19 protein-coding genes are annotated in these 23,496 nt (G+C 58.1%); 12 read left to right on the forward strand and 7 right to left on the reverse strand.

What is annotated here, in order from left to right:
• Position 1: 1 nt before the first annotated feature.
• From VNZ60_RS16855 to VNZ60_RS16890, 8 genes are all read left to right on the forward strand, one after another.
• Positions 2 to 3,163 (forward strand): efflux RND transporter permease subunit, encoded by a 3,162-nt coding sequence (locus tag VNZ60_RS16855; RefSeq protein ID WP_325661103.1) that lies wholly within the window; start codon positions 2 to 4, stop codon positions 3,161 to 3,163.
• Between the two features lie 3 nt (positions 3,164 to 3,166).
• Positions 3,167 to 4,630 carry an AdeC/AdeK/OprM family multidrug efflux complex outer membrane factor gene (gene adeC, locus VNZ60_RS16860; RefSeq protein WP_325661105.1) on the forward strand — a complete coding sequence of 488 codons (1,464 nt, stop codon included), beginning with the start codon at positions 3,167 to 3,169 and terminating at the stop codon, positions 4,628 to 4,630.
• Between the two features lie 155 nt (positions 4,631 to 4,785).
• A complete protein-coding gene (locus VNZ60_RS16865) occupies positions 4,786 to 5,190 on the forward strand; it encodes a PRC-barrel domain-containing protein (protein WP_325661107.1) in 405 nt (134 codons plus the stop codon).
• A gap of 378 nt (positions 5,191 to 5,568) precedes the next feature.
• Positions 5,569 to 6,804 (forward strand): polyhydroxyalkanoate depolymerase, encoded by a 1,236-nt coding sequence (locus tag VNZ60_RS16870; protein WP_325661109.1) that lies wholly within the window; start codon positions 5,569 to 5,571, stop codon positions 6,802 to 6,804.
• 104 nt (positions 6,805 to 6,908) lie between these two features.
• Positions 6,909 to 7,643: an electron transport complex subunit RsxB gene (gene rsxB, locus VNZ60_RS16875; protein ID WP_325661111.1), complete on the forward strand. Its 735-nt coding sequence runs from the start codon at positions 6,909 to 6,911 to the stop codon at positions 7,641 to 7,643.
• Complete coding sequence (gene nth / locus VNZ60_RS16880; RefSeq protein WP_325661113.1) at positions 7,640 to 8,290, forward strand: endonuclease III; 651 nt, start codon at positions 7,640 to 7,642, stop codon at positions 8,288 to 8,290. The genes rsxB and nth overlap by 4 nt, the downstream gene beginning before the upstream one ends.
• Positions 8,291 to 8,294: 4 nt before the next feature.
• Entirely contained in the window at positions 8,295 to 8,993 is a 699-nt protein-coding gene (locus VNZ60_RS16885) for a VIT1/CCC1 transporter family protein (RefSeq protein WP_325661115.1), read from the forward strand.
• Positions 8,994 to 8,997: 4 nt separating this feature from the next.
• Positions 8,998 to 9,423, forward strand: coding sequence for a DUF1841 family protein (locus tag VNZ60_RS16890; RefSeq protein ID WP_325661117.1), 426 nt, complete (start codon positions 8,998 to 9,000; stop codon positions 9,421 to 9,423).
• On the opposite strand, the gene VNZ60_RS16895 is transcribed toward VNZ60_RS16890, so the two are convergent.
• From VNZ60_RS16895 to VNZ60_RS16910, 4 genes are all read right to left on the reverse strand, one after another.
• Complete coding sequence (locus VNZ60_RS16895; RefSeq protein ID WP_325661119.1) at positions 9,420 to 12,614, reverse strand: CusA/CzcA family heavy metal efflux RND transporter; 3,195 nt, start codon at positions 12,612 to 12,614, stop codon at positions 9,420 to 9,422. The genes VNZ60_RS16890 and VNZ60_RS16895 overlap by 4 nt on opposite strands.
• Before the next feature lie 21 nt (positions 12,615 to 12,635).
• On the reverse strand, positions 12,636 to 13,865 hold the full coding sequence (locus VNZ60_RS16900; protein WP_325661121.1) for an efflux RND transporter periplasmic adaptor subunit: 1,230 nt from the start codon (positions 13,863 to 13,865) through the stop codon (positions 12,636 to 12,638).
• Between the two features lie 45 nt (positions 13,866 to 13,910).
• The gene (locus VNZ60_RS16905; RefSeq protein WP_325661123.1) at positions 13,911 to 15,206 is read right to left on the reverse strand and encodes a TolC family protein; all 1,296 of its coding nucleotides are present in this window, start codon (positions 15,204 to 15,206) and stop codon (positions 13,911 to 13,913) included.
• Between the two features lie 174 nt (positions 15,207 to 15,380).
• Positions 15,381 to 15,611: a hypothetical protein gene (locus VNZ60_RS16910; protein WP_325661125.1), complete on the reverse strand. Its 231-nt coding sequence runs from the start codon at positions 15,609 to 15,611 to the stop codon at positions 15,381 to 15,383.
• Between the two features lie 216 nt (positions 15,612 to 15,827).
• On the opposite strand from VNZ60_RS16910, the gene VNZ60_RS16915 reads away from it, so the two are divergent.
• Together VNZ60_RS16915 and VNZ60_RS16920 are read left to right on the forward strand one after the other, a co-directional pair.
• Positions 15,828 to 16,499 (forward strand): heavy metal response regulator transcription factor, encoded by a 672-nt coding sequence (locus tag VNZ60_RS16915; RefSeq protein WP_325661127.1) that lies wholly within the window; start codon positions 15,828 to 15,830, stop codon positions 16,497 to 16,499.
• Positions 16,496 to 17,905, forward strand: a complete 1,410-nt coding sequence (locus VNZ60_RS16920; RefSeq protein ID WP_325661129.1) for a heavy metal sensor histidine kinase — start codon at positions 16,496 to 16,498, stop codon at positions 17,903 to 17,905. The genes VNZ60_RS16915 and VNZ60_RS16920 overlap by 4 nt, the downstream gene beginning before the upstream one ends.
• A gap of 83 nt (positions 17,906 to 17,988) precedes the next feature.
• On the opposite strand, the gene VNZ60_RS16925 is transcribed toward VNZ60_RS16920, so the two are convergent.
• The 3 genes from VNZ60_RS16925 to VNZ60_RS16935 all read right to left on the reverse strand — a co-directional run bounded on the left by VNZ60_RS16925 (position 17,989) and on the right by VNZ60_RS16935 (position 21,252).
• On the reverse strand, positions 17,989 to 18,342 hold the full coding sequence (locus VNZ60_RS16925) for a c-type cytochrome (RefSeq protein WP_325661131.1): 354 nt from the start codon (positions 18,340 to 18,342) through the stop codon (positions 17,989 to 17,991).
• Between the two features lie 12 nt (positions 18,343 to 18,354).
• A complete protein-coding gene (locus tag VNZ60_RS16930; protein WP_325661132.1) occupies positions 18,355 to 18,675 on the reverse strand; it encodes a c-type cytochrome in 321 nt (106 codons plus the stop codon).
• A gap of 363 nt (positions 18,676 to 19,038) precedes the next feature.
• Positions 19,039 to 21,252: a site-specific recombinase gene (locus VNZ60_RS16935; protein WP_325661133.1), complete on the reverse strand. Its 2,214-nt coding sequence runs from the start codon at positions 21,250 to 21,252 to the stop codon at positions 19,039 to 19,041.
• A gap of 184 nt (positions 21,253 to 21,436) precedes the next feature.
• On the opposite strand from VNZ60_RS16935, the gene VNZ60_RS16940 reads away from it, so the two are divergent.
• Positions 21,437 to 22,291: an AAA family ATPase gene (locus VNZ60_RS16940; RefSeq protein ID WP_325661135.1), complete on the forward strand. Its 855-nt coding sequence runs from the start codon at positions 21,437 to 21,439 to the stop codon at positions 22,289 to 22,291.
• Positions 22,292 to 22,309: 18 nt separating this feature from the next.
• Positions 22,310 to 23,479: a vWA domain-containing protein gene (locus tag VNZ60_RS16945; protein WP_325661137.1), complete on the forward strand. Its 1,170-nt coding sequence runs from the start codon at positions 22,310 to 22,312 to the stop codon at positions 23,477 to 23,479.
• Positions 23,480 to 23,496 lie beyond the last annotated feature (17 nt).

Raw genomic sequence — 23,496 nt, forward strand, 5'->3', positions numbered from 1 at the left:
CATGTCTCGCTTTTTTATCGACCGGCCGATCTTTGCCTGGGTCATCGCCATCATCATCATGATGGCTGGCGTACTGGCGATCGGTTCGCTGCCTATTTCGCAATACCCCAGCATCGCGCCGCCATCGGTGGCGATCAGCGCCACCTATCCCGGCGCCTCCGCCGAAACGCTGGAAGACACGGTGACCCAGGTCATCGAACAGCAGATGAACGGCATCGATCATCTGCGCTACATGGCCTCGACCAGCGATTCCGCCGGCAGCGTCAAGATCACGCTGACCTTCGACGCCGGCACCGATCCCGACATCGCCCAGGTGCAAGTGCAAAACAAACTGCAACTGGCGACACCGCTGTTGCCGCAAGAAGTGCAGCAACAGGGGATTGCGGTCAGCAAAGCCTCGAAGAGTTTCCTGATGGTGCTCGGGTTTGTTTCCGATGACGGCAGCATGAATCGGGCCGATCTCTCGGATTACGTGGCAGCCAATCTGCAAGACCCCATCAGCCGCTTGCCGGGTGTCGGTATCGTCCAGCTGTTTGGCGCGCAATATGCGATGCGGATCTGGCTGGACCCCAGCAAACTGAACAATTACGGCTTGACCCCGACCGATGTCAGCAACGCCATCGTTTCCCAGAACGCCCAGATTTCGATGGGGCAGCTGGGCGGCACGCCAGCTATTCCAGGCCAGCAGTTGAACGCCACCATTACCGCCCAGACCCGCTTGCAAACGCCAGAACAATTCCGCAATATCCTGCTGCGCACCAACACCGACGGTTCCTCGGTGCTGCTCAGCGATGTCGCCCGGGTCGAGCTGGGCAGCGCCAGCTACAACGTCGAATCGCGTTACAACGGCAAGGATGCAACCGGCCTGGCGATCAGCTTGTCGACCGGCGCCAACGCCCTAGACACCGCCAAGGCGGTCGAAAACTTTATTGTCAAACAGTCTGGCACTTTCCCGCAAGGCATGAAAGTCGTGATGCCTTACGACACCACGCCATTTGTCAAGATTTCGATCGAAGAAGTGATCAAGACCTTGCTGGAAGCCGTGGTTCTAGTATTCCTGGTGATGTATCTGTTCATGCAAAACATCCGCGCCACGTTGATTCCTACGATCGTGGTTCCAGTAGTGCTGCTAGGGACTTTCGGGGTGCTGGCGCTGGCCGGCTTCTCAGTCAATACCCTGACCATGTTCGCCATGGTGCTGGCGATCGGCTTGCTGGTGGATGACGCCATCGTGGTGGTGGAAAACGTCCAGCGGGTGATGTCGGAAGACGGCTTGTCGCCGCTGGAAGCGACCCGCAAATCGATGGGCCAGATCACCGGCGCGCTGGTCGGCATCGCCATGGTGCTGTGCGCCGTGTTCATCCCGATGGCTTTTTTCGGCGGCTCCACCGGCGTGATTTACCGGCAGTTCTCGATCACCATCGTGTCGGCCATGGTGCTGTCGGTATTGATGGCGATGATTTTGACGCCGGCGCTGTGCGCGACCATGCTCAAGCCGGTCGCCAAGGGTCAGTCGATTGAAAAAGAACATGGTTTCTTTGGCTGGTTCAACCGCATGTTTGCGCGCAATACCACCAGATACGAATCGACCGTGGGGCGTTTTATCAATAACAGCAAGCGTTATCTGGTGATTTATGTCGCCATCGTCGCCGTCATGGCTTTGTTGTTCATGCGCTTGCCGACTTCTTTCCTGCCGGAAGAAGATCAGGGCATCTTGTTTGCGCAGATACAACTGCCTACCGGCGCCACCCAGGAACGCACCCTGGAAGTGCTCAAGCAAGTCGAGAATCATTTCCTCAACGACGAAAAAGGCGCGGTCGAATCTCTGTTTACCGTGGCTGGCTTCAGCTTCGGCGGCCAGGGCCAGAACAGCGGCCTTGCCTTCGTCAAGCTGCGCGACTGGAAGGTCCGCAACCGTGCCGATCTGCGCGCCGACGCCGTGGTTGGCCGCGCCATGCAAACGTTCTCGAAAATCCGCGATGCGATGGTGTTCGCCTTTGTGCCGCCGGCGGTATCCGAACTGGGTAACTCTTCCGGCTTCGACTTCGAACTGAAAGACGAGGCCGGACTCGGTCATGAAAAACTGCTGGCGGCCCGCAATCAATTGCTGGCGGCGGCGGCCAAGGATCCGGCGCTGGCGGCGGTACGCCCCAACGGCCAGGACGACACGCCGCAATTCAAGATCGAAGTCGACCAGGCCAAGGCGCAAGCGCTGGGCCTGGCGCTGACGGATATCAACAACGCCTTATCGATTGCCTGGGGCAGCAGCTACGTCAACGATTTTATCGACAAAGGCCGGGTCAAAAAGGTCTACCTGCAAGCGGAGGCAGCCTCGCGCATGGTGCCGGAAGACCTGGATAAATGGTATGTCCGCAACGCTGCCGGCAACATGGTGCCGTTCTCGGCTTTCGCCAGCAGCAAATGGACTTATGGTTCGCCGCTGCTGGAACGCTACAACGGCGTGTCATCGGCTGAAATCCTCGGCTCGCCGGCCCCCGGCGTGAGCTCCGGAACGGCCATGGATGCGATGGAAAAAATCGCCGCGACCCTGCCCAAAGGCATCGGTTTCGAATGGACCGGCCTCTCCTACGAGCAGTTGATGTCCGGCGCGCAAGCACCGGCGCTGTATGCGATTTCGCTGATGATTGTGTTCCTTTGCCTGGCCGCATTATATGAAAGCTGGTCGATCCCGTTCGCGGTGATGCTGGTGGTGCCGCTCGGTGTAGTCGGCGCCTTGCTGGCGACCACTGCACGCGGCTTATCCAACGACGTGTATTTCCAGGTCGGCTTGCTGACCACGGTCGGCCTGTCGGCCAAGAACGCGATCCTGATCGTCGAATTCGCCAAGGAGCAATACGACGACGGCAAGGACCTGATCGCGGCCACCCTGACCGCAGTGCGTCTGCGCCTGCGGCCTATCTTGATGACCTCGATCGCCTTCGTACTGGGCGTGTTGCCGCTGGCGATCAGCACCGGCGCCGGTTCCGGTAGCCAGAACGCGCTCGGCACCGCCGTCATCGGCGGCATGCTGACCGCCACTTTCCTGGCGATTTTCTTCGTGCCACTGTTCTTTGTGGTGGTAACGCATCTGTTCGGCGGCCGCAGCAAGCCGTCCGCCGCGGCAGCAACTCCAGATATTGCCTCACCATCGGTGGAGAACTGATCCATGACTAACAGAACCCTCCCCTCGCTCGCCCTGCTGTGCCTGACCTTGTCGGCCTGCAGTCTGACGCCGGAATACACCCGTCCGGCCATGCCGACAGCGCAGACCTGGCCGGCTGGCGCCGCCACTCAAACAGCGCCGGCGCTGCCGGCCGCCAGCACCGCCGAACTTGGCTGGCGCGATTATTTTCGCGACGACAAGCTCAAGCAAATGATCGCGCTGGCGCTGGCCAATAACCGCGACCTGCGGGTCGCCATCCTCAACATCGAGAAGGCGCGCGCGCAATATCAGATTCAACGCGCCGATCTGCTGCCTGCAATCAACGCCAGCGGCAGCGGCAACGGCCAGCGCACGCCGGCTTCGCTATCGACCAGCGGCGCGCCGACCATCAGCCATTCCTACAGTGCCGGCATCGGGTTCAGCGCTTATGAACTGGATTTCTTCGGCCGCGTCCGCAGCCTCAACCAGCAAGCACTGGAAAGCTATCTGGCGACCGAAGAAGCGCGCCGCAGCGCCCACATCAGCCTGATTGCCGAAGTCGCCAACGCCTACCTGACCTTGTCGGCCGATCTGTATCATCTGAATATCGCCAAGGACACCCGCGATAGCCAACTGGCTTCCTACGACCTTACTTTGCGCAGCATGCAAAGAGGCGTTTCGTCCGAGCTCGATCTGCGCCAGGCTCAGACCAGCGTCGACAGCGCCCGCGTCGATGTCGCGAAATACTCGCAGCAGGTGGCGCAAGACCAGACTGCGCTGGCGCTATTGCTCGGCACCCCGCTGCCGCCGGCGCTGCTGCCCGACGGCCGCCTGGCGGAAGTGACCAGCTTCACCGAACTGCCTGCCGATATTCCATCGGCGGTATTGCAGCGGCGGCCCGACATCTTGCAGGCGGAACACCAGCTCAAGGCAGCCAACGCCAACATCGGCGCCGCCCGCGCCGCCTTCTTCCCGAGCATCTCGCTCACGGCTAGCGGCGGCGCATCGAGCGCGCAACTGTCCGATCTGTTCAAGGCCGGCGCCGGTTCCTGGAGTTTCATGCCACAGATCAATCTGCCGATCTTCCACGGCGGCGCCAATCTGGCCAACCTGAAAGTAGCGAAAGTCGAACGCGAGATCGCCGTTGCCCAATATGAAAAAGCGATCCAGAGCGGCTTCCAGGAGGTTGCCGATGCGCTGGCGGCGCGCGGCACCTTGGATCAGCAATTGCAGGCGCAGATGTCGCTGGCTGAAGCCACTGCCGAAACTTATCGCTTGTCGGATGCGAGAGTGCGCAGCGGCGTCGACAGCTACCTGACCTTGCTCGACTCGCAACGGGCGATGTATAGCGCGCAGCAGAACCTGGCCGCACTGCAATTGTCGCGGCTGTCGAACTTTGTCACGCTGTACAAGGTGATGGGCGGCGGCTGGGTTGAGGCCGCAACGCCGACAGCAACACCGGTAGCGGCATCGGCCAGCAAGGGCTAAGCCATACACGGAGCCGCCATTTTTGCAATTGCCAGGATGGCGCTGCTTCACAAGAGATCAGAGACAAGACATGTTTTCAACCAACCACCAGTGCCGGATCGGATGGCCATCCTGGCGCATATCCGCTCTGGCACTCAACCACCAAGGAGATTTACATGAGAAATACTGTAAGCAAATTTGCAATATGCGCTGGCGTATTGATGGCTGTCCTGGCCCCTGTGCACGCCCAAGTCGCCGGCAGCGCGGTGCTGGGTGTGTCGGTTTCTGAAATGGACGTCGTGATCAAGGGCTGGAGCGCAAAAAAGCAATTGATCGGTCAAACCGTGTATAACGCCAAGAAGGAAAAGATCGGCAAGATCGATGACTTGATCGTGTCGCCTGAGAAGGCAGTCTCATTCGTGATTATTGGTGCTGGCGGCTTCGTCGGCATCGATCGTCATGACGTGGCGATTCCAGTCAATCAGATCAAGGAAGATGCTGGCAAGATCACGCTGCCAGACGCTACCAAAGATACGATCAAGGCACTTCCCGCCTTTACCTACCCTGCCAAACGTGGCTAATGCCATAACACTGAAGTAACACAGCGGAGTTGTCATGCGAAACCGGCCAGGCAGCGCTGGATCCGTATGGCAACTCCGTTCCTATTACGGGCTTTTGTTACGGTTATTCAAACAAATTCATTGCCCCTCAGAAATCTTAAGACGATACTTTGAGTGCAAGCACTCAAACTGTGCGTCAAATGCGCTGTTTAGGTGAAGCAAGTGGTATATTTGCGGCCAAATCGTTTACTCTATTTTCTGCCGTTGTTGTGAAACTACAGGATTTTTGCGACATTTCCGTGCATAAGATAAAATGGTACTTAAATTGCATTAAGTGCAATATTTTTACGCTAAACCGTTGCACTGAACCACCGCAATGAATCACCCAAGAGGTAAGGCATGCTCTATCAATTTCACGAATTCAACCGGTCTTTACTGCTTCCTCTGGTGCAATGGGCCGACGCTGGCAGCCGACTCTTCACCGATCCGATCTCGCCCCTAGCCCACACGCCATTCGCGCAACGCATCGCCGCCGGTTACGAGTTGATGTACCGCCTCGGCAAACAGTATGAAAAACCTGAATTCGAAATCGACAGCACGCTGATCAATGACAAACCGGTCGGAATCGTCGAGGAAGTCGCCACCACCCTGCCGTTTTGCCGCCTGCTGCATTTCAAGAAGAGTTTGAGCGCCAAGGAATTGACCGCTCTCAAGCAGCCGACCGTGTTACTGGTCGCACCCTTGTCCGGCCATCATTCGACCCTGTTGCGCGATACCGTGCGCGGCCTGTTGCCTGAGCATGACGTCTATATCACCGACTGGACCGACGCCCGCATGGTGCCTGCCAGCGCCGGCCCTTTCCATTTGCATGACTATATATATTACGTCCAGGATTTCATCCGCCAGTTGGGGCCGGACCTGCATGTAATTTCAGTCTGCCAGCCGACGGTGCCGGTATTGGCCGCTATCGCACTGATGGCGACCGCCAAGGATAGCCACCTGCCGAAGAGCATGACCATGATGGGCGGCCCGATCGATCCGCGCAAGTCGCCGACCGATGTCAATAACCTGGCGACCGAGAAACCGTTCAGCTGGTTTGAAAACACGGTGATCTACAGCGTGCCTTCCAACTACCCTGGTTTCGGCCGCAAGGTATACCCGGGCTTTCTGCAACATGCAGGTTTTGTTGCGATGAATCCAAGCCGTCATGCCCAGAGCCATTGGGATTTCTACATGCACTTGCGTGAAGGCGACAACGAATCGGCCGACAGCCATCGCAAATTCTATAACGAGTACAACGCGGTGCTGGATATGCCGGCCGAGTACTACCTGGAAACCATCAAGACCGTGTTCCAGGATTTCGCCCTGCCGCATGGCACTTGGGAAGTTGGGGGCAAGCTGGTGCGGCCGCAAGATATCAAAAGTGTCGCGCTGTTTACCATCGAAGGCGAACTAGACGACATTTCCGGTCCAGGGCAAACCCAGGCTGCGCACGATTTGTGCAGTTCCATCCCGAAAGCCAAAAAACAACATTTCACGGCGGAGAAATGCGGCCACTACGGGATTTTCTCTGGCCGCCGCTGGCGCGAAGTGATTTGCCCGAAAATAAGCACATTTATCAAGAACAACGCTTAACGGCAGTCGTTTGAGCGGCAAAAATCCGCTGTAAAAGCCGTTCCTTCGCCAGGAACGGCTTTTTTCATTTGGCGCACCGACTGTTTACTCGGATAATAGAGTCTATGTTGTCATCATCCAGTTCCCCGCCGCCTGTGCCAGTCCTACCCTCGCCTTCCCTCGCTGACCGTATTGAAGCGCTGCTGCCGCAGACGCAATGCACCAAGTGCGGATATCCGGCGTGCCGCCCCTATGCCGAAGCCATCGCCGACGGCAGCGCCAGTTACAACCAGTGTCCGCCCGGCGGTCAGCAAGGCGTGGCCCGGCTGGCGCAATTGCTGCAAAAACCAGTCATCCCGCTGAACCCGGCCAACGGCGCCGAACGGCCGCGGCCGGTGGCGGTCATTGATGAAGCTGTCTGCATCGGCTGTACCCTCTGCATCCAGGCTTGTCCGGTGGACGCCATCGCCGGCGGCGCCAAACAAATGCACACGGTGATCAACGATCTCTGCACTGGCTGCGATCTGTGTCTGGCGCCGTGCCCGGTCGACTGCATCACCATGGTCGACGTCAGCGGTGCCCGCACCGGCTGGGACGCCTGGACCCAGCAGCAAGCCGATGAAGCCCGCGCTCGCCATGATTTCCATATACTCAGGCTGGCGCGCGAAAAACAGGAGAACGACGAGCGCCTGGCTGCCAAGGCAGCGGAAAAACTCAAGGCAGTCGCCGCCGAATCTGCGGCCACCCCGGAACAACAAGCCGAACAACAGCGCAAGAAAGCCATCATTCAGGCTGCCATCGAACGGGCCCGGCTGAAGAAAGAACAACAAGCCGAACAGGCCGCCAAGGACTCGCAATGAATGCTGAAAAACGCCGGGAAATATTTACCCGCCTGCGCGCCGCCATGCCGCATCCGACCACCGAACTGGAATACACCTCGCCGTTCGAATTGCTGATCTCGGTGATCCTGTCGGCGCAAGCCACCGATGTCTCGGTCAACAAGGCGACCCGCAAGCTGTACCCGGTTGCCAATACGCCGGCGCAAATCTACGCGCTCGGCGTCGACGGCCTGATTCCGTATATCCAGACCATCGGTTTATATCGCACCAAGGCCAAGAACGTGATCGAAACCTGCCGCATGCTGGTGACCCAGCATGACAGCCAGGTACCGCGTACCCGCGAACAGCTGGAAGCCTTGCCCGGCGTCGGCCGCAAGACTGCCAACGTGGTGCTGAATACCGCCTTTGGCGTGCCGACGATTGCAGTCGACACCCACATCTTCCGGGTCGCCAACCGCACCGGCATCGCGCCCGGCAAGGATGTCGACGCGGTCGAACACAAGTTGATGAAACTGGTGCCCACCGAATTCCTGCTGGATGCGCATCATTGGCTGATCCTGCATGGCCGCTATACCTGCATCGCCCGCAAGCCGCTGTGCTGGAACTGCAATATTGCGGACCTCTGCGATTTCAAGGCGAAAACACCGCTACCGGAAAAAGGGGTCTGAATCCATGCAGCACACTCACCCGCATACCGAACACCATTTCGAAGCCAGCGACACCGTACGCGACATAGTCATCGGCATGGCTGACGGCTTGACGGTGCCGTTTGCGCTGGCCGCCGGCATCAGCGGCGCGGCCGTCGGCATCAACATCGTGGTCACTGCCGGCGTTGCGGAAATTGCCGCCGGCTCAATCGCCATGGGCCTGGGCGGCTACCTGGCCGGACGCACCCAGCGCCAGCACTATTACGCCGAGCGCGACCGCGAAGAGCAGGAAATCCGGCAAGTACCGCATCGCGAACGCAAGGAAGTGATCGATATCATGGCGCAATACGGCGTCACCAAACAGGAGTGCGAGCCGATGCTGGCCGGACTGGAACGTAATCCGATTGCCTGGCGCGACTTCATGATGCGCTTTGAACTCGGCTTGGAAGAACCGCAACCGGCTGCGGCCAGGAAAAGCGCTGTGACCATCGCGCTGTCCTACCTGGTCGGCGGCCTGATCCCGCTGGCGCCGTACATGCTGATGACTTCCATTCCGCGCGCCCTCGCCGCCTCCATCGTAGTCACACTGCTGGCGCTGTTTATCTTCGGCTACCTGAAAGGTAGCGTAACCGGCACCGGTGCCTTTAAATCGGCGCTGCAAACCCTGGTGGTCGGCGGCCTCGCTGCGGCCGTCGCTTTCGGCGTCGCCAGACTGATCAGCTAACATCATGTTCAATCCATCTCAAGACGACGTCCGCCGCTTTTTCTGCGAAACCTATCGCAAGCACCGCGCCAATGAAATCCTGACACCGCTGGAAGCCATCGCCAGCGACTGGCTGGCGCAGCACCCGGAATATGCCGACGATCTGAAAGATGTCGACGCCGCACTGAGCGCCGATTATTCGGTCGAGAACGGCCGCACCAATCCTTTCCTGCACCTGTCCATGCATCTGTCGATTGCTGAGCAAATCTCGATCGACCAGCCGCCTGGCATACGCGCCGCCGCGACCGCCTTGACCCAACGCCTGCAATCGGAACATGAAGCCCATCACCACATCATGGAATGCCTGGGCGAGATGATCTGGAATTCGCAACGCAGCGGCTTGCCACCGGATGGCGCTGCCTATATCGATTGCGTCAGGAAACGCGTCTAGCGGTTTGCTGCGGTCTCGCCTATTTGATCCGCGCCTTCATCGTCACGACGGTGAAATAACTGGTACAGGATCGGCAGCACCAGCAAGGTCAGGATGGTCGACGACAGAATCCCGCCGATCACCACCGTTGCCAGCGGCCTCTGCACTTCAGCGCCGGTGCCGGTAGCAATCGCCATCGGCACAAAACCCAGCGACGCCACCAGCGCCGTCATCAGCACCGGCCGCAAGCGTGTCAAGGCCCCTTCGCGGATTGCCACATCCAGGCTGCGGCCCTCTTCGCGCAAGCTGCGGATAAAGGCGATCATCACCAGGCCGTTCAGCACAGCCACGCCGCACAAGGCAATGAAACCGACTGCCGCCGAAATCGACAAGGGAATTCCACGTAGCCATAAAGCGACGATGCCGCCGGTCAATGCAAACGGAATGCCGCTGAATACCAGCAAACCATCCTTGATATTGCCAAACATGGCGAACAACAGCGTGAATACCAGCAGCAAAGCTAGCGGGATCACGATCTGCAAACGCTGAGCAGCCGATTGCAGCTGCTCGAACTGGCCGCCCCAGCTGGTCCAGTACCCGGACGGGATCTTGACTTGCTGCTGCAGCCTGGTCTCGGCCTCGGCGACAAACGAGCCGATATCACGGCCTCGCACATTGGCGCTCACCACGATCCGCCGCTTGCCGTTTTCGCGGCTGATTTGATTCGGCCCCGGCGCCAGTTCCAGGCTGGCTACTTCGCCCAATGGAATATAGTTGGTGCGGCCTTCGCCACCGGCACCGGCACTGGCACTGGCACTGATATTACGAGGCAAGGAAATCGGCAGGCGCTTGAATATCTCCAGATCGCTACGCAACTCCTCCGGCAGGCGCACTACGATATCGAAACGGCGGTCGCCCTGAAACAAGGTGCCGGCTTCCTTGCCGCCTATCGCAGTGGCTACGACATCCTGTACATCGGCCACATTGAGGCCGTAGCGCGCAGTTTTATCCCTGTCGATATTCACCGTCAGCATCGGCAAACCGGAAGTCTGCTCGATTTTCACCTCGGCCGCGCCGGTGATCTTGCCCAGCACCGTCGAGACCTTATCGGCGGTATCGTTCAAGACCGCCATGTCGTCACCGAATATCTTGACTGCGACATCGCTGCGTACGCCGGAAATCAGCTCGTTGAAACGCAGCTGGATCGGCTGTGAAAATTCGTAGTTATTACCAGGAATCCTGTTGGCGGCCTCCTGAATGGCGGCCAGCAACTCTGGCCGCGATTTCTTCGGCTTGGGCCAGCTGGCTTCCGGCTTGAGCATGATGTAGCCATCGGAGATATTCGGCGGCATCGGATCGGAGGCAATTTCTGCGGTTCCGGTGCGAGCGAACACCCGTTCTATCTCGGGAAATTGCCGCTTCAATGTGGTTTCGATCTGCTTTTGCATCTCCAGCGATTGCGTCAGGCTGGTACCGGGGATACGCATGGCCTGGATCGCCATATCGCCTTCATTCAGGCTCGGCACGAACTCGCTGCCGAGACGGGTTGCCAGCAAGCCCGATAGCAGCAGCACGATGAGCGCGCCGCTCAACACCGCAGCCTTGCGCTCCATCACCAATTCCAGCACCGGGGCATAAAAGCGCTTGGCGCCGCGCATCAGGAAATTTTCGGTTTCCGATACGCGTTTGCCGATAAACAGCGCCACTGCAGCCGGGATGAAGGTAATCGACAAAATCATCGCACCGACCAAGGCGATCACCACCGTCAAGGCCATGGGATTGAACATTTTCCCTTCGACGCCGGTGAGCGCAAAGATCGGCAGGTAGACCACCATGATGATGACCTGGCCGAACAACAAGGGACGACGGGCTTCCTTGGAGGCGGCAAATACTTCATGGAAGCGCTCGCTGCGCGTCAACGGCCGCCCGTGGTGCGCCTGTGCATGCGCCAGCCGCCGCACACAATTTTCGACGATGACCACCGCACCATCGATGATGATGCCGAAATCCAGTGCGCCGAGGCTGAGCAGGTTGGCGCTGACCTTGTACTGGACCATGCCGGTAAAGGTAAACAACATCGATAGCGGAATCACCATCGCGGTAATGATCGCGGCGCGCATGTTACCGAGGAACAGGAACAGAATCGCGATCACCAGGATGGCGCCTTCCAGCAAATTCTTTTTGACGGTGTTGATCGCCTTGTCGACCAGCACCGTGCGGTCGTATACCGTGACCGCCTCCACCCCGGCCGGCAAACTGCGGTTGATTTCCACCATCTTGCGATCGACTGCCTGCGACACTGCACGACTGTTTTCGCCGATCAGCATGAATACCGTACCCAGCACCACTTCGCGGCCGTTTTCGGTGGCGGCGCCGGTGCGCAGTTCGCGGCCGATGCCAACCTCGCCGACATCGCGGATACGGATCGGCACCCCCTGCACATTGCCAAGGATGATGTTACGGATATCTTCTATTGAACTGACCTGGCCCGGAGCACGGATCAACAACTGTTCGCCGCGTTTTTCGATATAACCAGCGCCGACGTTACTATTGTTGCGATCCAGCGCAGTGACGATATCCTGCAGGGTCAAACCATACGAGGCCAGTTTTTCCGGCACTGGCGCAACCTGGTATTCCTTGGCGAACCCGCCGATTGAATTGATTTCGGTGACGCCGCTGACGTTGCGCAATTGCGGCTTGATGATCCAGTCCTGGATTTCTCTAAGGTCGGTCGCCGTGTAGGCGCTGCCATCGGCTTTTTTTGCGCCATCCCTGGCTTCCACGGTCCACAGGTAGATTTCGCCCAGGCCGCTTGAAATCGGCCCCATCGCCGGCGTCACGCCGGCCGGCAATCTGCCCTTGGCTTCCTGGATCCGTTCGTTCACCATCTGGCGCGCGAAATAGATATCCGTGCCATCGTTGAAAATCACCGTCACTTGCGACAGGCCGTAGCGCGACAGCGAACGTGTCTGTTGCAGATGCGGTAAGCCCGACATCACCGTTTCTATCGGAAAAGTGACACGCTGTTCAGTCTCCAACGGTGAATAGCCTGGCGTAGCGGTATTGATCTGCACCTGGACATTGGTAATATCCGGCACTGCATCGATCGGCAGTTTCTGGTAGTTGTAAATGCCGAGTGCAGCCATCGCGAACACCGCCAGCATGATCAGCCAGCGTTGCTCAATCGAGAAACGTATGATGCGTTCAAACATGAGATCGGATCCTTTGCTTCATCAGTGGGCGTGTTCGGCGCTGTTCTTGCCGAGTTCCGATTTGAGAACGAAGCTGCCGTCAGTCGCGTAACGTGCGCCTACCTTGAGCCCCTTGACGATCTCTACATGCTGGCTGTCGGCGCGGCCGGTAGTTACCGGCTGCACCATGAAACCGTCGGCGATGCGGACGAACACCACCTGTTTGTCATCCACGTTCTGGATCGCTTGCGGCTGCACCGCCACCGCTACCTCGGCATCGCTGGCAACCACCTCGACATTGACAAACAAACCCGGCCGCCAGGCCATATCCGGATTGGCCAGGGTGACGCGGGCCTTGGCGGTACGGGTCTGCTCGCCGAGCAAGGCGCCGACATAGGAGATGCTGCCGCTCGCGGTCGACTCGAAGGCGGTGGCGCTGATCTTGACTTTTTCGCCCAGCCGCACCAGGTTCAGATCCTTGGCCGGCACGATAATTTCGGCCCACACCGTCGACAGGTCAGAGATAGTAAAAATGCTGGCGTCGGCCGCTACCGCTTCACCCAGCGCGATGTGTTTCTCGGTCACCAGGCCATTGAACGGCGCCCGGATTTCATAACGATTCAAGGCGCCGGAACTGCCTGCTCCGGTGCCCAGCACATTGAGTTTTTGACGTGCATTCTGCAAGGCGATTTCGGCCTCGTTCATGACTTGGCGCGCTTGCTGATAATCCTGTTCTGCGGATATTTTTTCTTCCCACAGCTTCTTTTCCCGTTCGTAGGTAGTGCGAGAAAAGGCGTAACGCTTTTGCGCTGCCAGTAATTCGCTGCGTTGTTCCGCCAGGCCGGTGCTGGCCACCACCGCCAGCAATTGCCCGCGCTTGACCTGCTGCCCCAGACTGACCGCGACCTGCTCCACCACGCCCGCCAGACGCGGCACTACGTGGGCGGTCTTGTCTTCATTGAAGCGAATTTCCCCCGGCAAGGTAATCGCCGTCTTTACTTTTGCCACTCCAGCGCTCTCAAGTCTGACGCCGGCCGCAGCGACCTGGGCCTCGTCCAGCTCTATCTTGCCTTCTTCCTGGGAAGATCCGGCCTGCATAGTCTGGTCGTGATGTTCGGCATCGGCGTGCGCCGCCGCTTCCCGGTGCGTGGCCTCATCCTGTGCTTCGCCGGCATTGCTGCCGCTACTCAGATATACCGCGGCTGCTATCAGCACGACAATCGTTGCCACGCCGGCCGCAACGGCTTTGCTTTTGCTCAAATTGATTTTCATATTGGCTGCTGTATAAGTTGGCTAATAAGTTGACTAACAAGCCGACTACAAGGAGTCGCTTGACGGAAAAGCCCCTACTACGCGTTCGATTTCGGTAGCAGCGCGATGGGTATCGGCGAGTGCGCGCAGGGTCTGTGATTTGGCTTGAAACAATACGCGCTGCGCATCCAGCACTTCCAGGAAACTGAATTTCCCGAGTTCAAAACCCTTGGTAGTGATGTCATAGGTTTTCTGCGCAGCCGGCAGAATTTCGTTCTGCAACGCCACCACTTGCTGACGTCCCGACTTCAAGCGTTCATAGGCATCCGCCAGCTCGCCCTTGAGCCGTAGTTCAGCGCTTTTCTGTTCGTCGCGGGCCTTGTCGGTGCGGCGCAAGGCTTCCAGCAAATTGCCTTGATTACGGTCAAAAACAGGAATTGGAATCGACAGGCCGAGAATCATCTGGGTACGCCCGTCTTCCGGTACCCGCTTGCCGCCGATGCTGACGGTGAGGTCGGGAATCCGACGACTACGCTCCAGCTCGGTCATAGCCTGACGCCGTTCAACTTCCAGCCGCGCTCTGGCAAAAGCTGGTGAATCTTGCAGCCGTGCCTGCAACGTACTCATCTCAGGCAGCGCCGGTAAATTGTTGATTTCACCGTCGACAGTTGCAAACGCTGGCCTGCTGTCGCCCCAAGTGGCGGCCAGGCGGCGGCGCCCAATATTCAAGGCGCTATCGGCCAGTTGCAACTCGACCTGGACACCGGCTTCGGCAACCCGCGCCTTGGTTTCCTCGATCGGCGCCACCTTGCCGGCGATAACGCGTTTCGAGGTGATTGCAGTAGCGCGTTGAGCGAGTAGCAAGGAGTTTCGCAGCAATTTCAGATTCTCTTGTGCTTCCAGCACTGAGAAATAGGCAGCAACTACTTCCGCTTGTATATCGGCACGCTTGGCGAGCAGATCGGCTTGCGCCGCATCCCGTCCTTTTTCTGCGGCGGTAATCCGCGCACCGCGTTTGCCACCTAATTCCAACGCTTGATTCAGCTGTACCGTGGTAGTCCGGGTCGCCTTGCGCGTATCTTCCAGCAAGGTCGAGAATTCCGGATTGGGCCTTGCACCGGCTTGCAAAATCGAGGCTTTGACTGCTTCTACTTCAAGTACCGCAGCAGCCAGTTCCGGATTGGACTTGAATGCTTGCGCCAGCGCCTGTTCCAGCGTCAGCTTGCCGCCCGCATCGCTGCTGCTGAGCGGCGGCAGCTTGTAATTGATATTGGGCTGCACAGTCTCCGGTCTTATCTCCTGCGCCAAAGACGGCTGGCAGACCAATGCCGCTAAACCGATCGGCAATAAAAGCTTGTACATAGCCGGCTCTCCTAAAAACAGCTACAGATGTCCCAGCTTGCATGGCTGACGGGCCGTTAGACCCGCGCCATGAAATCTGCCTCATGAATAATTTTTCAAAGACCTCCAACGAGGGATGCGGCTTCCGTAGCACGCTTGCCGCGTCGGAGAGATGAGTTACGCGGGATTGTGCTATCAGGCGCCGGAATGAATCGACTTCTTCGGGCCGTCTTCTTTGTGGTCATGCGCAGAGGACTTGCTTTTGCCTTCAGCCGGCTTGCTTGTTTCCTGGGCTACCGTGGCTTTGCTATCAGTACTGCTGCTCTTGGCAGCGCTTGCCGGTTTGTCGGCGGCAGGTGCTTGCGCCAGCACGACGCCGCTGGCAGCCAATAAAGTCACGATGGCAAATAACTGTTTTACGTTCATTTCAATCTCCAGAAATTAAGAAAGAGTTCAACGAGGAAGCCGCTGCTTGCAGGCAAGTCACTCACTAAAGCGCTTGCAACGGCCAGATCGTTGAAGGCAAGTGTAGGAAGCAGACGGAAACCGGAAGGTGACGGCTGGATTACGCTTTTGTAATCCACCACCGCTGCTTTCTGTAAGATAATCGGCGGCAAACATAGGCAAGCAGAAGGGTGATATATGCGCATCCTGTTGGTAGAAGATGAGCCCAAGGCTGGTGAATACCTGCGCAAAGGACTGAGTGAATCCGGTTATGTGGTCGATTGGATGAGGACTGGCGTCGACGGTCTGCACCGCGCGACTTCGGAGGACTACGATCTGATCGTGCTGGACGTCATGCTGCCCGGCATGGATGGCTGGCTGGTGATCAGCGAGCTGCGCAAGACCCATTCGACGCCGGTGCTGTTTTTAACCGCACGCGACGAGGTTGACGATCGCATCAAAGGCCTGGAACTGGGAGCCGACGACTATCTGGTCAAGCCGTTTGCGTTTGCCGAACTGGTCGCCAGGATCCGTACCCTGCTGCGGCGCGGGCCGCTGCGAGAATCCGATCTGTTGCATATCGCGGATATGGAAATCGATGTAATGAAACGGCGCGTCACCCGCAATGGTGAGCGTATCGACCTGACCACCAAGGAATTCTCCCTGTTGCATCTGATGGCAAAACGCCAGTCTGAAGTATTGTCGCGCTCGCTGATCGCGTCGCAGGTCTGGGATATGAATTTTGACAGCGACACCAATGTCGTCGATGTCGCCATCCGGCGCTTGCGCATCAAGATCGACGAACCCTATGCGCCGCCCTTGATTCACACCGTGCGCGGCATGGGTTACGTGCTGGAGGACCGCACTTGAGACACTGGGGGCCACGCTCGCTTACCGTGCGTCTGGCGCTATTGTTTGCGCTGGCGACATTGCTCACGTTTACCCTGGTCGGCAGCTATCTGTATTATTCGCTGGCGCGCCAGCTGGAGAGCCACGACGACCAGGAGCTGATGGGAAAAATCACGCTGATGCGGCATCTGGTTGCCAAGGCCAGATCGGTCCAGGCCATTCGCGACGACCCGCACTCGTTCATGGATGCGACGCTCGGTCACAATGATCTGCTATTGATGCTGCGCAGCGCAGACGGTGCGCCATTGCTGGACACCAGGCCCGAGGCCGGCAGTTTACCGGCCTTGCCGATGGCGGCCGTCGACCAGACACCGGATGAAAAATCCCGGCAAAACCTGCGCACCTCGGCCGGTTTGCCGGTACGGGCAACGGCGCTCTGGGCCAAGGTCGACAGCAGCGGCGAAAAAGTGCAAATCATCGTTGCCCACAATATCAGCGACAGCCTGAAGCTGCTGGCCAGCTATCGCAATCAGATACTCGGCGCCGCATTATCGGGTGCGATCCTGGCAGCCCTGCTGGGTTACCTGCTGGTGCGGCGCGGTTTGCGCCCTGCCCGCCTGATCGCGCAACAGGCGCATTCCATCACCGCGCAACGCCTTGACCGCGGCCTGGATGTCGCCAGCGCGCCGTATGAGTTGCAGCAATTGGTGCTGGCGTTCAATAGCATGCTGGATCGCCTGCACGACAGCTTCCAGCGTCTCTCGCAATTTTCCGCCGACCTGGCGCACGACTTGCGCACACCGATCAATAACCTGATGGTGCAAACCCAGGTGGCGCTGGCGCAGCCACGCTTGCAGGAAGAATATCAAGGACTGCTGGTATCCAACGTGGAGGAGTATGAAAGACTGGCGCGCATGCTCGACAATATGTTGTTCCTGGCGCGCGCCGATCATGCACATGTCGCGCTCGCCTTCGAGCAGCTCGACTGCCGCCTGGAATTACAGCGTATCGCCGACTATTTTGAAGGAGTGGCGGAAGACAGCGGCGTCCGCCTGAACATTGTCGCATCCGGCAATGTGCGGGCCGATGCGATGCTGTTACGGCGTGCGATCAGCAATCTGGTCGCTAACGCAATTCGTTATACCGCTGCCGGCCAGGCGATTCGGCTGGAAGCGAAACCAGCGGAGCAAGCGACCTTGATCACGGTCAGCAATCCCGGACCGCAGATAGCGGCAGCGGCGGTTCCGAGGCTGTTTGATCGTTTTTACCGGGTCGACCCGGCGCGCAGTGATTCGGCTTCATCGGCCGGGCTCGGCCTGGCCATCGTGCAATCGATCATGAGACTGCACGGCGGCCGGGTTGAACTAAGCCGAAGCGCGGATCAGATGACCGTATTTACGCTGCACTTCCCGCACGCGCACCGCTGAAAAAAAACCACGCAACAGTCATTGCGTGGTTTTTTACATGGTCCGGTGGCGGCTAGGCCTTACTTGCTGCCCTACTTGCTGGCTTACTTGCGCAACACCAGTGTGGTCGGCAGGCTGTGCAGGTAGGCCGCAATGTCTTGTATTTCCTGATGCGACAGCGACTTGGCCAGGCCACCCATCACCGCATTGTTACGGCCATTCGGACCGTCAGCGCCGCGTTGGTAGGCAATCAAAGCATGCTGCAGATAATCTTGAGGCTGACCGGCCAGCCTTGGGATATCCGGCGTGGTCGGGCTGTGAAAATCGGCGCCGTGGCAGGCTGCGCAGGAATTTTTTTTCACTGCAGCTTCGCCCGCCGCGATATTCCCGGCAGCATGCGCAGTCATGAATGCGCTAGTGGAAAGCAGAAACACCACGCCAGCAAAAATCTTTTTCATTGTGTGGGTCCCTTATTTTTGCTGCGAGTAATATGCCGCAATATCCGCCATGTCCTGTTCGGACAAGCTGGCTGCGATACCGCGCATGGTTGGCATCTTGCGATCGCCCTTTTTATAGGCCATCAGCGCATTTTGAATATATTGCGCCGACTGACCGCCAAGCATAGGCACTTGATAGACTTCCGGGAAGGTAGCTTTATAGCCGGGAATGCCATGGCAGCCGATACACATCGATACCTTGTTTTCAGCTGCCTTAGCGTTGCCGACCACGTCCGCAGCTGCGGCCAGGTTGGCAAGACTCGCAAGCGCGAGAAGTGCAATTAGTTTTTTCATATTAGCTGGGTAATTTGTAGCGAAACCGGTTTAAAGAGCTACTCAAAACCTGATACTCGGCGCAATCCCGGCGCCGCGATGCTCACACAGTATTTCGTATGGCTACGCGTCTCCTGCCGGCCTGCCACCGCTCACTACGGTTTTTTGTGGCCCCTCTTACTGCGAACTTGCCGCGAATATTGCCTCAAATACTGAAACAAATACAGCGCGGACGGCAGATATAGTCCCTATACCTTGCCGCGTATACCACCGCATATTACATAAGGTAGCCCTGCCCGACGCCGACTGCCGTCGCCACCCTACACCAAAACCGGCTAATTCTACCCCAAGAAACAGGCACAGTCCACGCCCGCCAATGTCAATTTAGCCATGGCGGCTGCCGGGCTGGCGTTGCGGCGCGGGAGGCGGCTCAGTCGGCTGCGCGGAGGCGGCGATATCTGCTGCTGCGATGTCGGCAACCACGCCATCTGCCTGAGACGCTGAGGTAAGCGACGCCGACCGCTCGGGGAACAGGAAAGAACGCGGCGAAGCGCTGAAACGGCGTAGCACCGCCCGAAACACCAGCCGCCTTATGCGTGCCGGCACATCGCGTGCACGCAAAGCCAGGGTCAGCGCACAGGTAAACGAGACGCCGACATTCAACACGCCGATGCAGGCAATCCCGGCAATCGCCAGCCAGAATTGCGGCGTCGCCAGCACCTGCCAGCCGAGGCTGCTGGCAGCGGCAGTCAGTGTGCCGGTGGCCAGCGTGACATGCCGCACATCCAGCGGCAAACCGAAGAACTGCGCCAGCACCGGCGTCATCCCCAACAGGAAGCCAAGCGAGACATTGCCCGCAATCTGCGCCACATTCCGATCCAGCCAAGCGGCCCAGCGTTCAGCCCGCATCGGGCCCAGTATGAACACCAGGCGCCGCTGATAGGTAAGCGCTTCGCGCAGACGGCGCAGGGCAAACCAATTGTCGGCAAAACCCGACGCCAGGCTCGACAGCCACAACAAAATCCCGGTAAAAGCGGCAAACAGAGGGCTCGGCCCGATCACGGACAGGCTATGCAAGCTGGCGCGGGCATGCCCCGCCGTCATCATCGGCGCATCGGTAGTCAGCATGATGAGGCCGGAAATCAGCAGCATCACCGGAATCACGCCCATCAGATTGCCGAACACTGCAGCGGCTTGCGAGCGCAACAGCAAGGCGATTTCACTCAGCAGAGCGCGCAAGCCTTCTACCGTATCCAGCTGCCCCATCTTGGAGGCCAGCACCGGCGCCGTCACCGCCGGTTGTTTGGTGGCCAGCACGCCGCCGACGGCAGAAATCGCCATGAAACTGACGGCATAATTCAAGGAAGCGAATACCCCCTCGAAAAACCTGGCCGCACCGATTCCCGAGAGCAGGGATTTGCCGAGCACGGTAAACGCGGTGATAACACCGCCGCGCCCGGCGGCTTTCAGCATGGCCCGGTACTCCTTGCTATCGCGCGCAATATAATGTTCGCCATGATCGGCATTGCGCTCGACCATCTTGCGCGCCAGTAGAGAGAAGCTGCGTTGTATCAATCCACGTACTGAAGAGCGTTGATGATGGGCTGCGATCAGATCTCCCAGCAAGGCCTGGATCTGCCCTGCGCCCGGCTCTATATCCTGGGCCCCGGCCGCACTGGCGCCGTAAATCACCGAGCGCAAATCGGTCAGCAGCGCCATCCGCGTCAGCTGTGCGCGCATGCGCTCGACCCGGTAGACCAGGCTGACCGAGACGCCATGCTCGTCAAGATGGGCGTAAATTCTATCCGTCTGCGCCTGGCAGACGGCGATCAGCATGCGCACGCTGCGCAAGGCGGCCTCATCCCTTGGGCTGACATACAAATAGGTTTCCAGCTCACGGCGCAAGACCATGAACGGGGTTGCCTGCAAAGGCATCTTGGGGTCCAGCTTCTGGCGGAAGGCCTTGCTGATGCCGTCCGCCAATACCGTCGCCGCCAGATAAATCAATGCCTCATCGATCTGCTGCTGATAGCTATGGGCGATGCCGTCATCGGCAATCAGTTTCCAGATTTTCGCCACGCTTTGCCGATCCAGCGCTAACAGCCAGTCGGCATCTTCCGGGGTCGGAAACAAGGCGGTGAACAATGACGACAAATCGGCTTCGAACGGCGGTTTCGGCAGCACCAGCTTGATGGCGTGCTCAGACAGCTCGCTAAAGAACGCCGGCTCATGCGGCAAGCCTGTGGCGCAAAACAGCTCCGGGCCGGCGGCTTCGCGCAAGGTTTTTTGCAGCGTGGCCTGCACTAGCCGACGGACGTCGCGGTTGCTGTCCAGCCATTCCAGCAGGAACAGCAAACGCTGCTGCTTGGCGCGCAGCTTGGCGTCGTCGTCGAGCATCGAGACTTTGGGGACGTGGCGCAGCCATTGGACAATATCGATAATCCAGTTGGCGCGTTCTTGCCAGGAATAAAATGGATTGGCGCGGCGCATCAAAGCGTCGACTTGGATGGCGTAATGCTGGTTATCGCTTTGCAGATGCCGCTCGCCGTGTCGAAACCGGCGCCACATTACCCGCAGGCGGAGAAACAGTATTTTCATTGGCTATTCTTATAATGGTGAGGGGGTGCTTGTCTCGTCTGCAAGGCTGATCAATGATCAACAATGATCAAAACAGGCGTTGTCAAGCTCGGGCCAGCCAATCGGCCATCTCGTTTATACTCGGTACTCGGCTTTATTTGCTTACCTCGTTGCTTCCTCATGATTAACCACAATGCGAACCACAATGCGACCTGAGACACGTTTTGAAAGTTCCCCCGGCTACGTCGCCACCGATGATCTGAAACTTGCCGTAAATGCTGCGCTGACACTGCAAAGACCGCTGCTGATCAAGGGCGAGCCGGGCACCGGCAAAACCATGCTGGCTGAAGAAGTGGCCGCCGCCCTGAATATGCCCTTGTTGCAATGGCATATCAAGTCGACCACAAAAGCCCAGCAAGGCTTGTACGAATACGACGCCGTCTCGCGCCTGCGCGATTCGCAACTGGGAGACGCCAGGGTCAAGGACATTCACAATTACATTGTCAAAGGTGTACTGTGGCAAGCGTTTAACGCAGACGAACAAGTGGTTTTGCTGATTGATGAGATCGACAAAGCCGACATTGAGTTCCCCAACGACTTGTTGCGCGAGCTGGATCGCATGGAATTTTATGTGTATGAAACACGTGAAATGGTGCGTGCCAAGTATCGTCCGTTAGTCATCATCACCTCGAATAACGAAAAAGAATTGCCGGACGCCTTCCTGCGCCGCTGCTTCTTTCACTACATTAAGTTTCCAGACAAGGCGACCATGCAGGATATCGTCAATGTCCATTTCCCGAATCTGAAAAAAGACATGCTGGCGCAAGCGCTGGAAACCTTCTACCAGGTGCGCGATGTGGCGGGCCTGAAAAAGAAACCGTCGACCTCGGAACTGCTGGACTGGCTCAAGCTGTTGCTGGCAGAAGACATTCCGCCGGCAGCGCTGCACAGCAGCGACGCCAAGGCCGTGGTGCCGCCGCTGCACGGCGCCCTGCTGAAAAATGAGCAAGATGTGCATCTGTTTGAGCGCCTGGTGTTCATGGCCAGGAAAAATAGATAAACATAAATAAGCCACGCCATGCTGATCGATTTTTTCTTCACACTGAAAGACGCCAGGATTCCGGTGTCGATTAAGGAATTTCTAATCCTGCTGGAAGCACTGCAGAAGAACGTCATTTCGCCCACGCTCGATAATTTTTATTATCTGGCGCGCACCACGCTGGTCAAGGATGAAGCCCATTTCGACAAATTCGACCAGGCTTTCGGCCGCTACTTCAAGGGGATTCAAACCGTCTTCGAGAAAAATCCGGAGATCCCGCTGGAATGGCTGATCCAGCGCATGAAACGCGAATTATCGCCGGAACAGCAAGCGCAGCTGGAGAAATTCGGTTACGACAAGCTGATGGATCGTCTGCAGGAGCTGCTTAAAGAGCAGAAAGAACGGCACGAAGGCGGCAGCAAATGGATAGGCACCGGCGGTACTTCGCCGTTCGGCCACGGCGGCAGCAATCCGGAAGGGATCCGCATCGGCGGCAGCGGCGGCAATCGCACTGCGGTCAAAGTGTGGGATGCGCGTGCCTACCGCGATTATGATGACGACCTTGAACTGGGCACACGCAACATCAAGGTGGCCCTGCGCCGCTTGCGCAAGTTCGCGCGCGAAGGCATAGCCGAAGAGCTGGCGCTGGATGACACCATACGCGCCACAGCCAACAATGCCGGCTACCTCGACATCAAGATGCGGCCCGAGCGCAAGAACAACATCAAGGTCCTGATGTTGCTGGACGTCGGCGGCACCATGGACGATCACATCGCCCGCACCGAAGAATTATTTTCGGCCGCCAAGACCGAATTCAAAAACATGGAGTTCTTTTATTTTCACAATTGCGTCTACGACTATGTGTGGAAAAACAATCAACGCCGTCATGCCGAACGCTTCCCGACCTGGGACATCTTGCGCAAATACACGCCGGACACCAAACTGATTTTTGTCGGCGACGCCACTATGAGTCCTTATGAAATCCTGCAGCCCGGCGGCTCGGTCGAATACAACAACGAAGAAGCCGGCGCCGAATGGCTGCAGCGATTCACCAAGGCTTTCCCCAAGTTCATCTGGCTCAATCCTGAGCCCGAGGGCCTGTGGCAATACCGTCAATCGGTGGAAGTGATCCGGCAGTTGATGAGTAACCGCATGTTTCCAGTGACGATGGATGGACTGGAACGCGGCATGCGTTTGTTAAGCAAATAATGCAATTTCTGAACAGT

The organism is Collimonas sp., from assembly GCF_035566375.1.
Taxonomy (GTDB): Bacteria; Pseudomonadota; Gammaproteobacteria; order Burkholderiales; family Burkholderiaceae_D; genus Collimonas.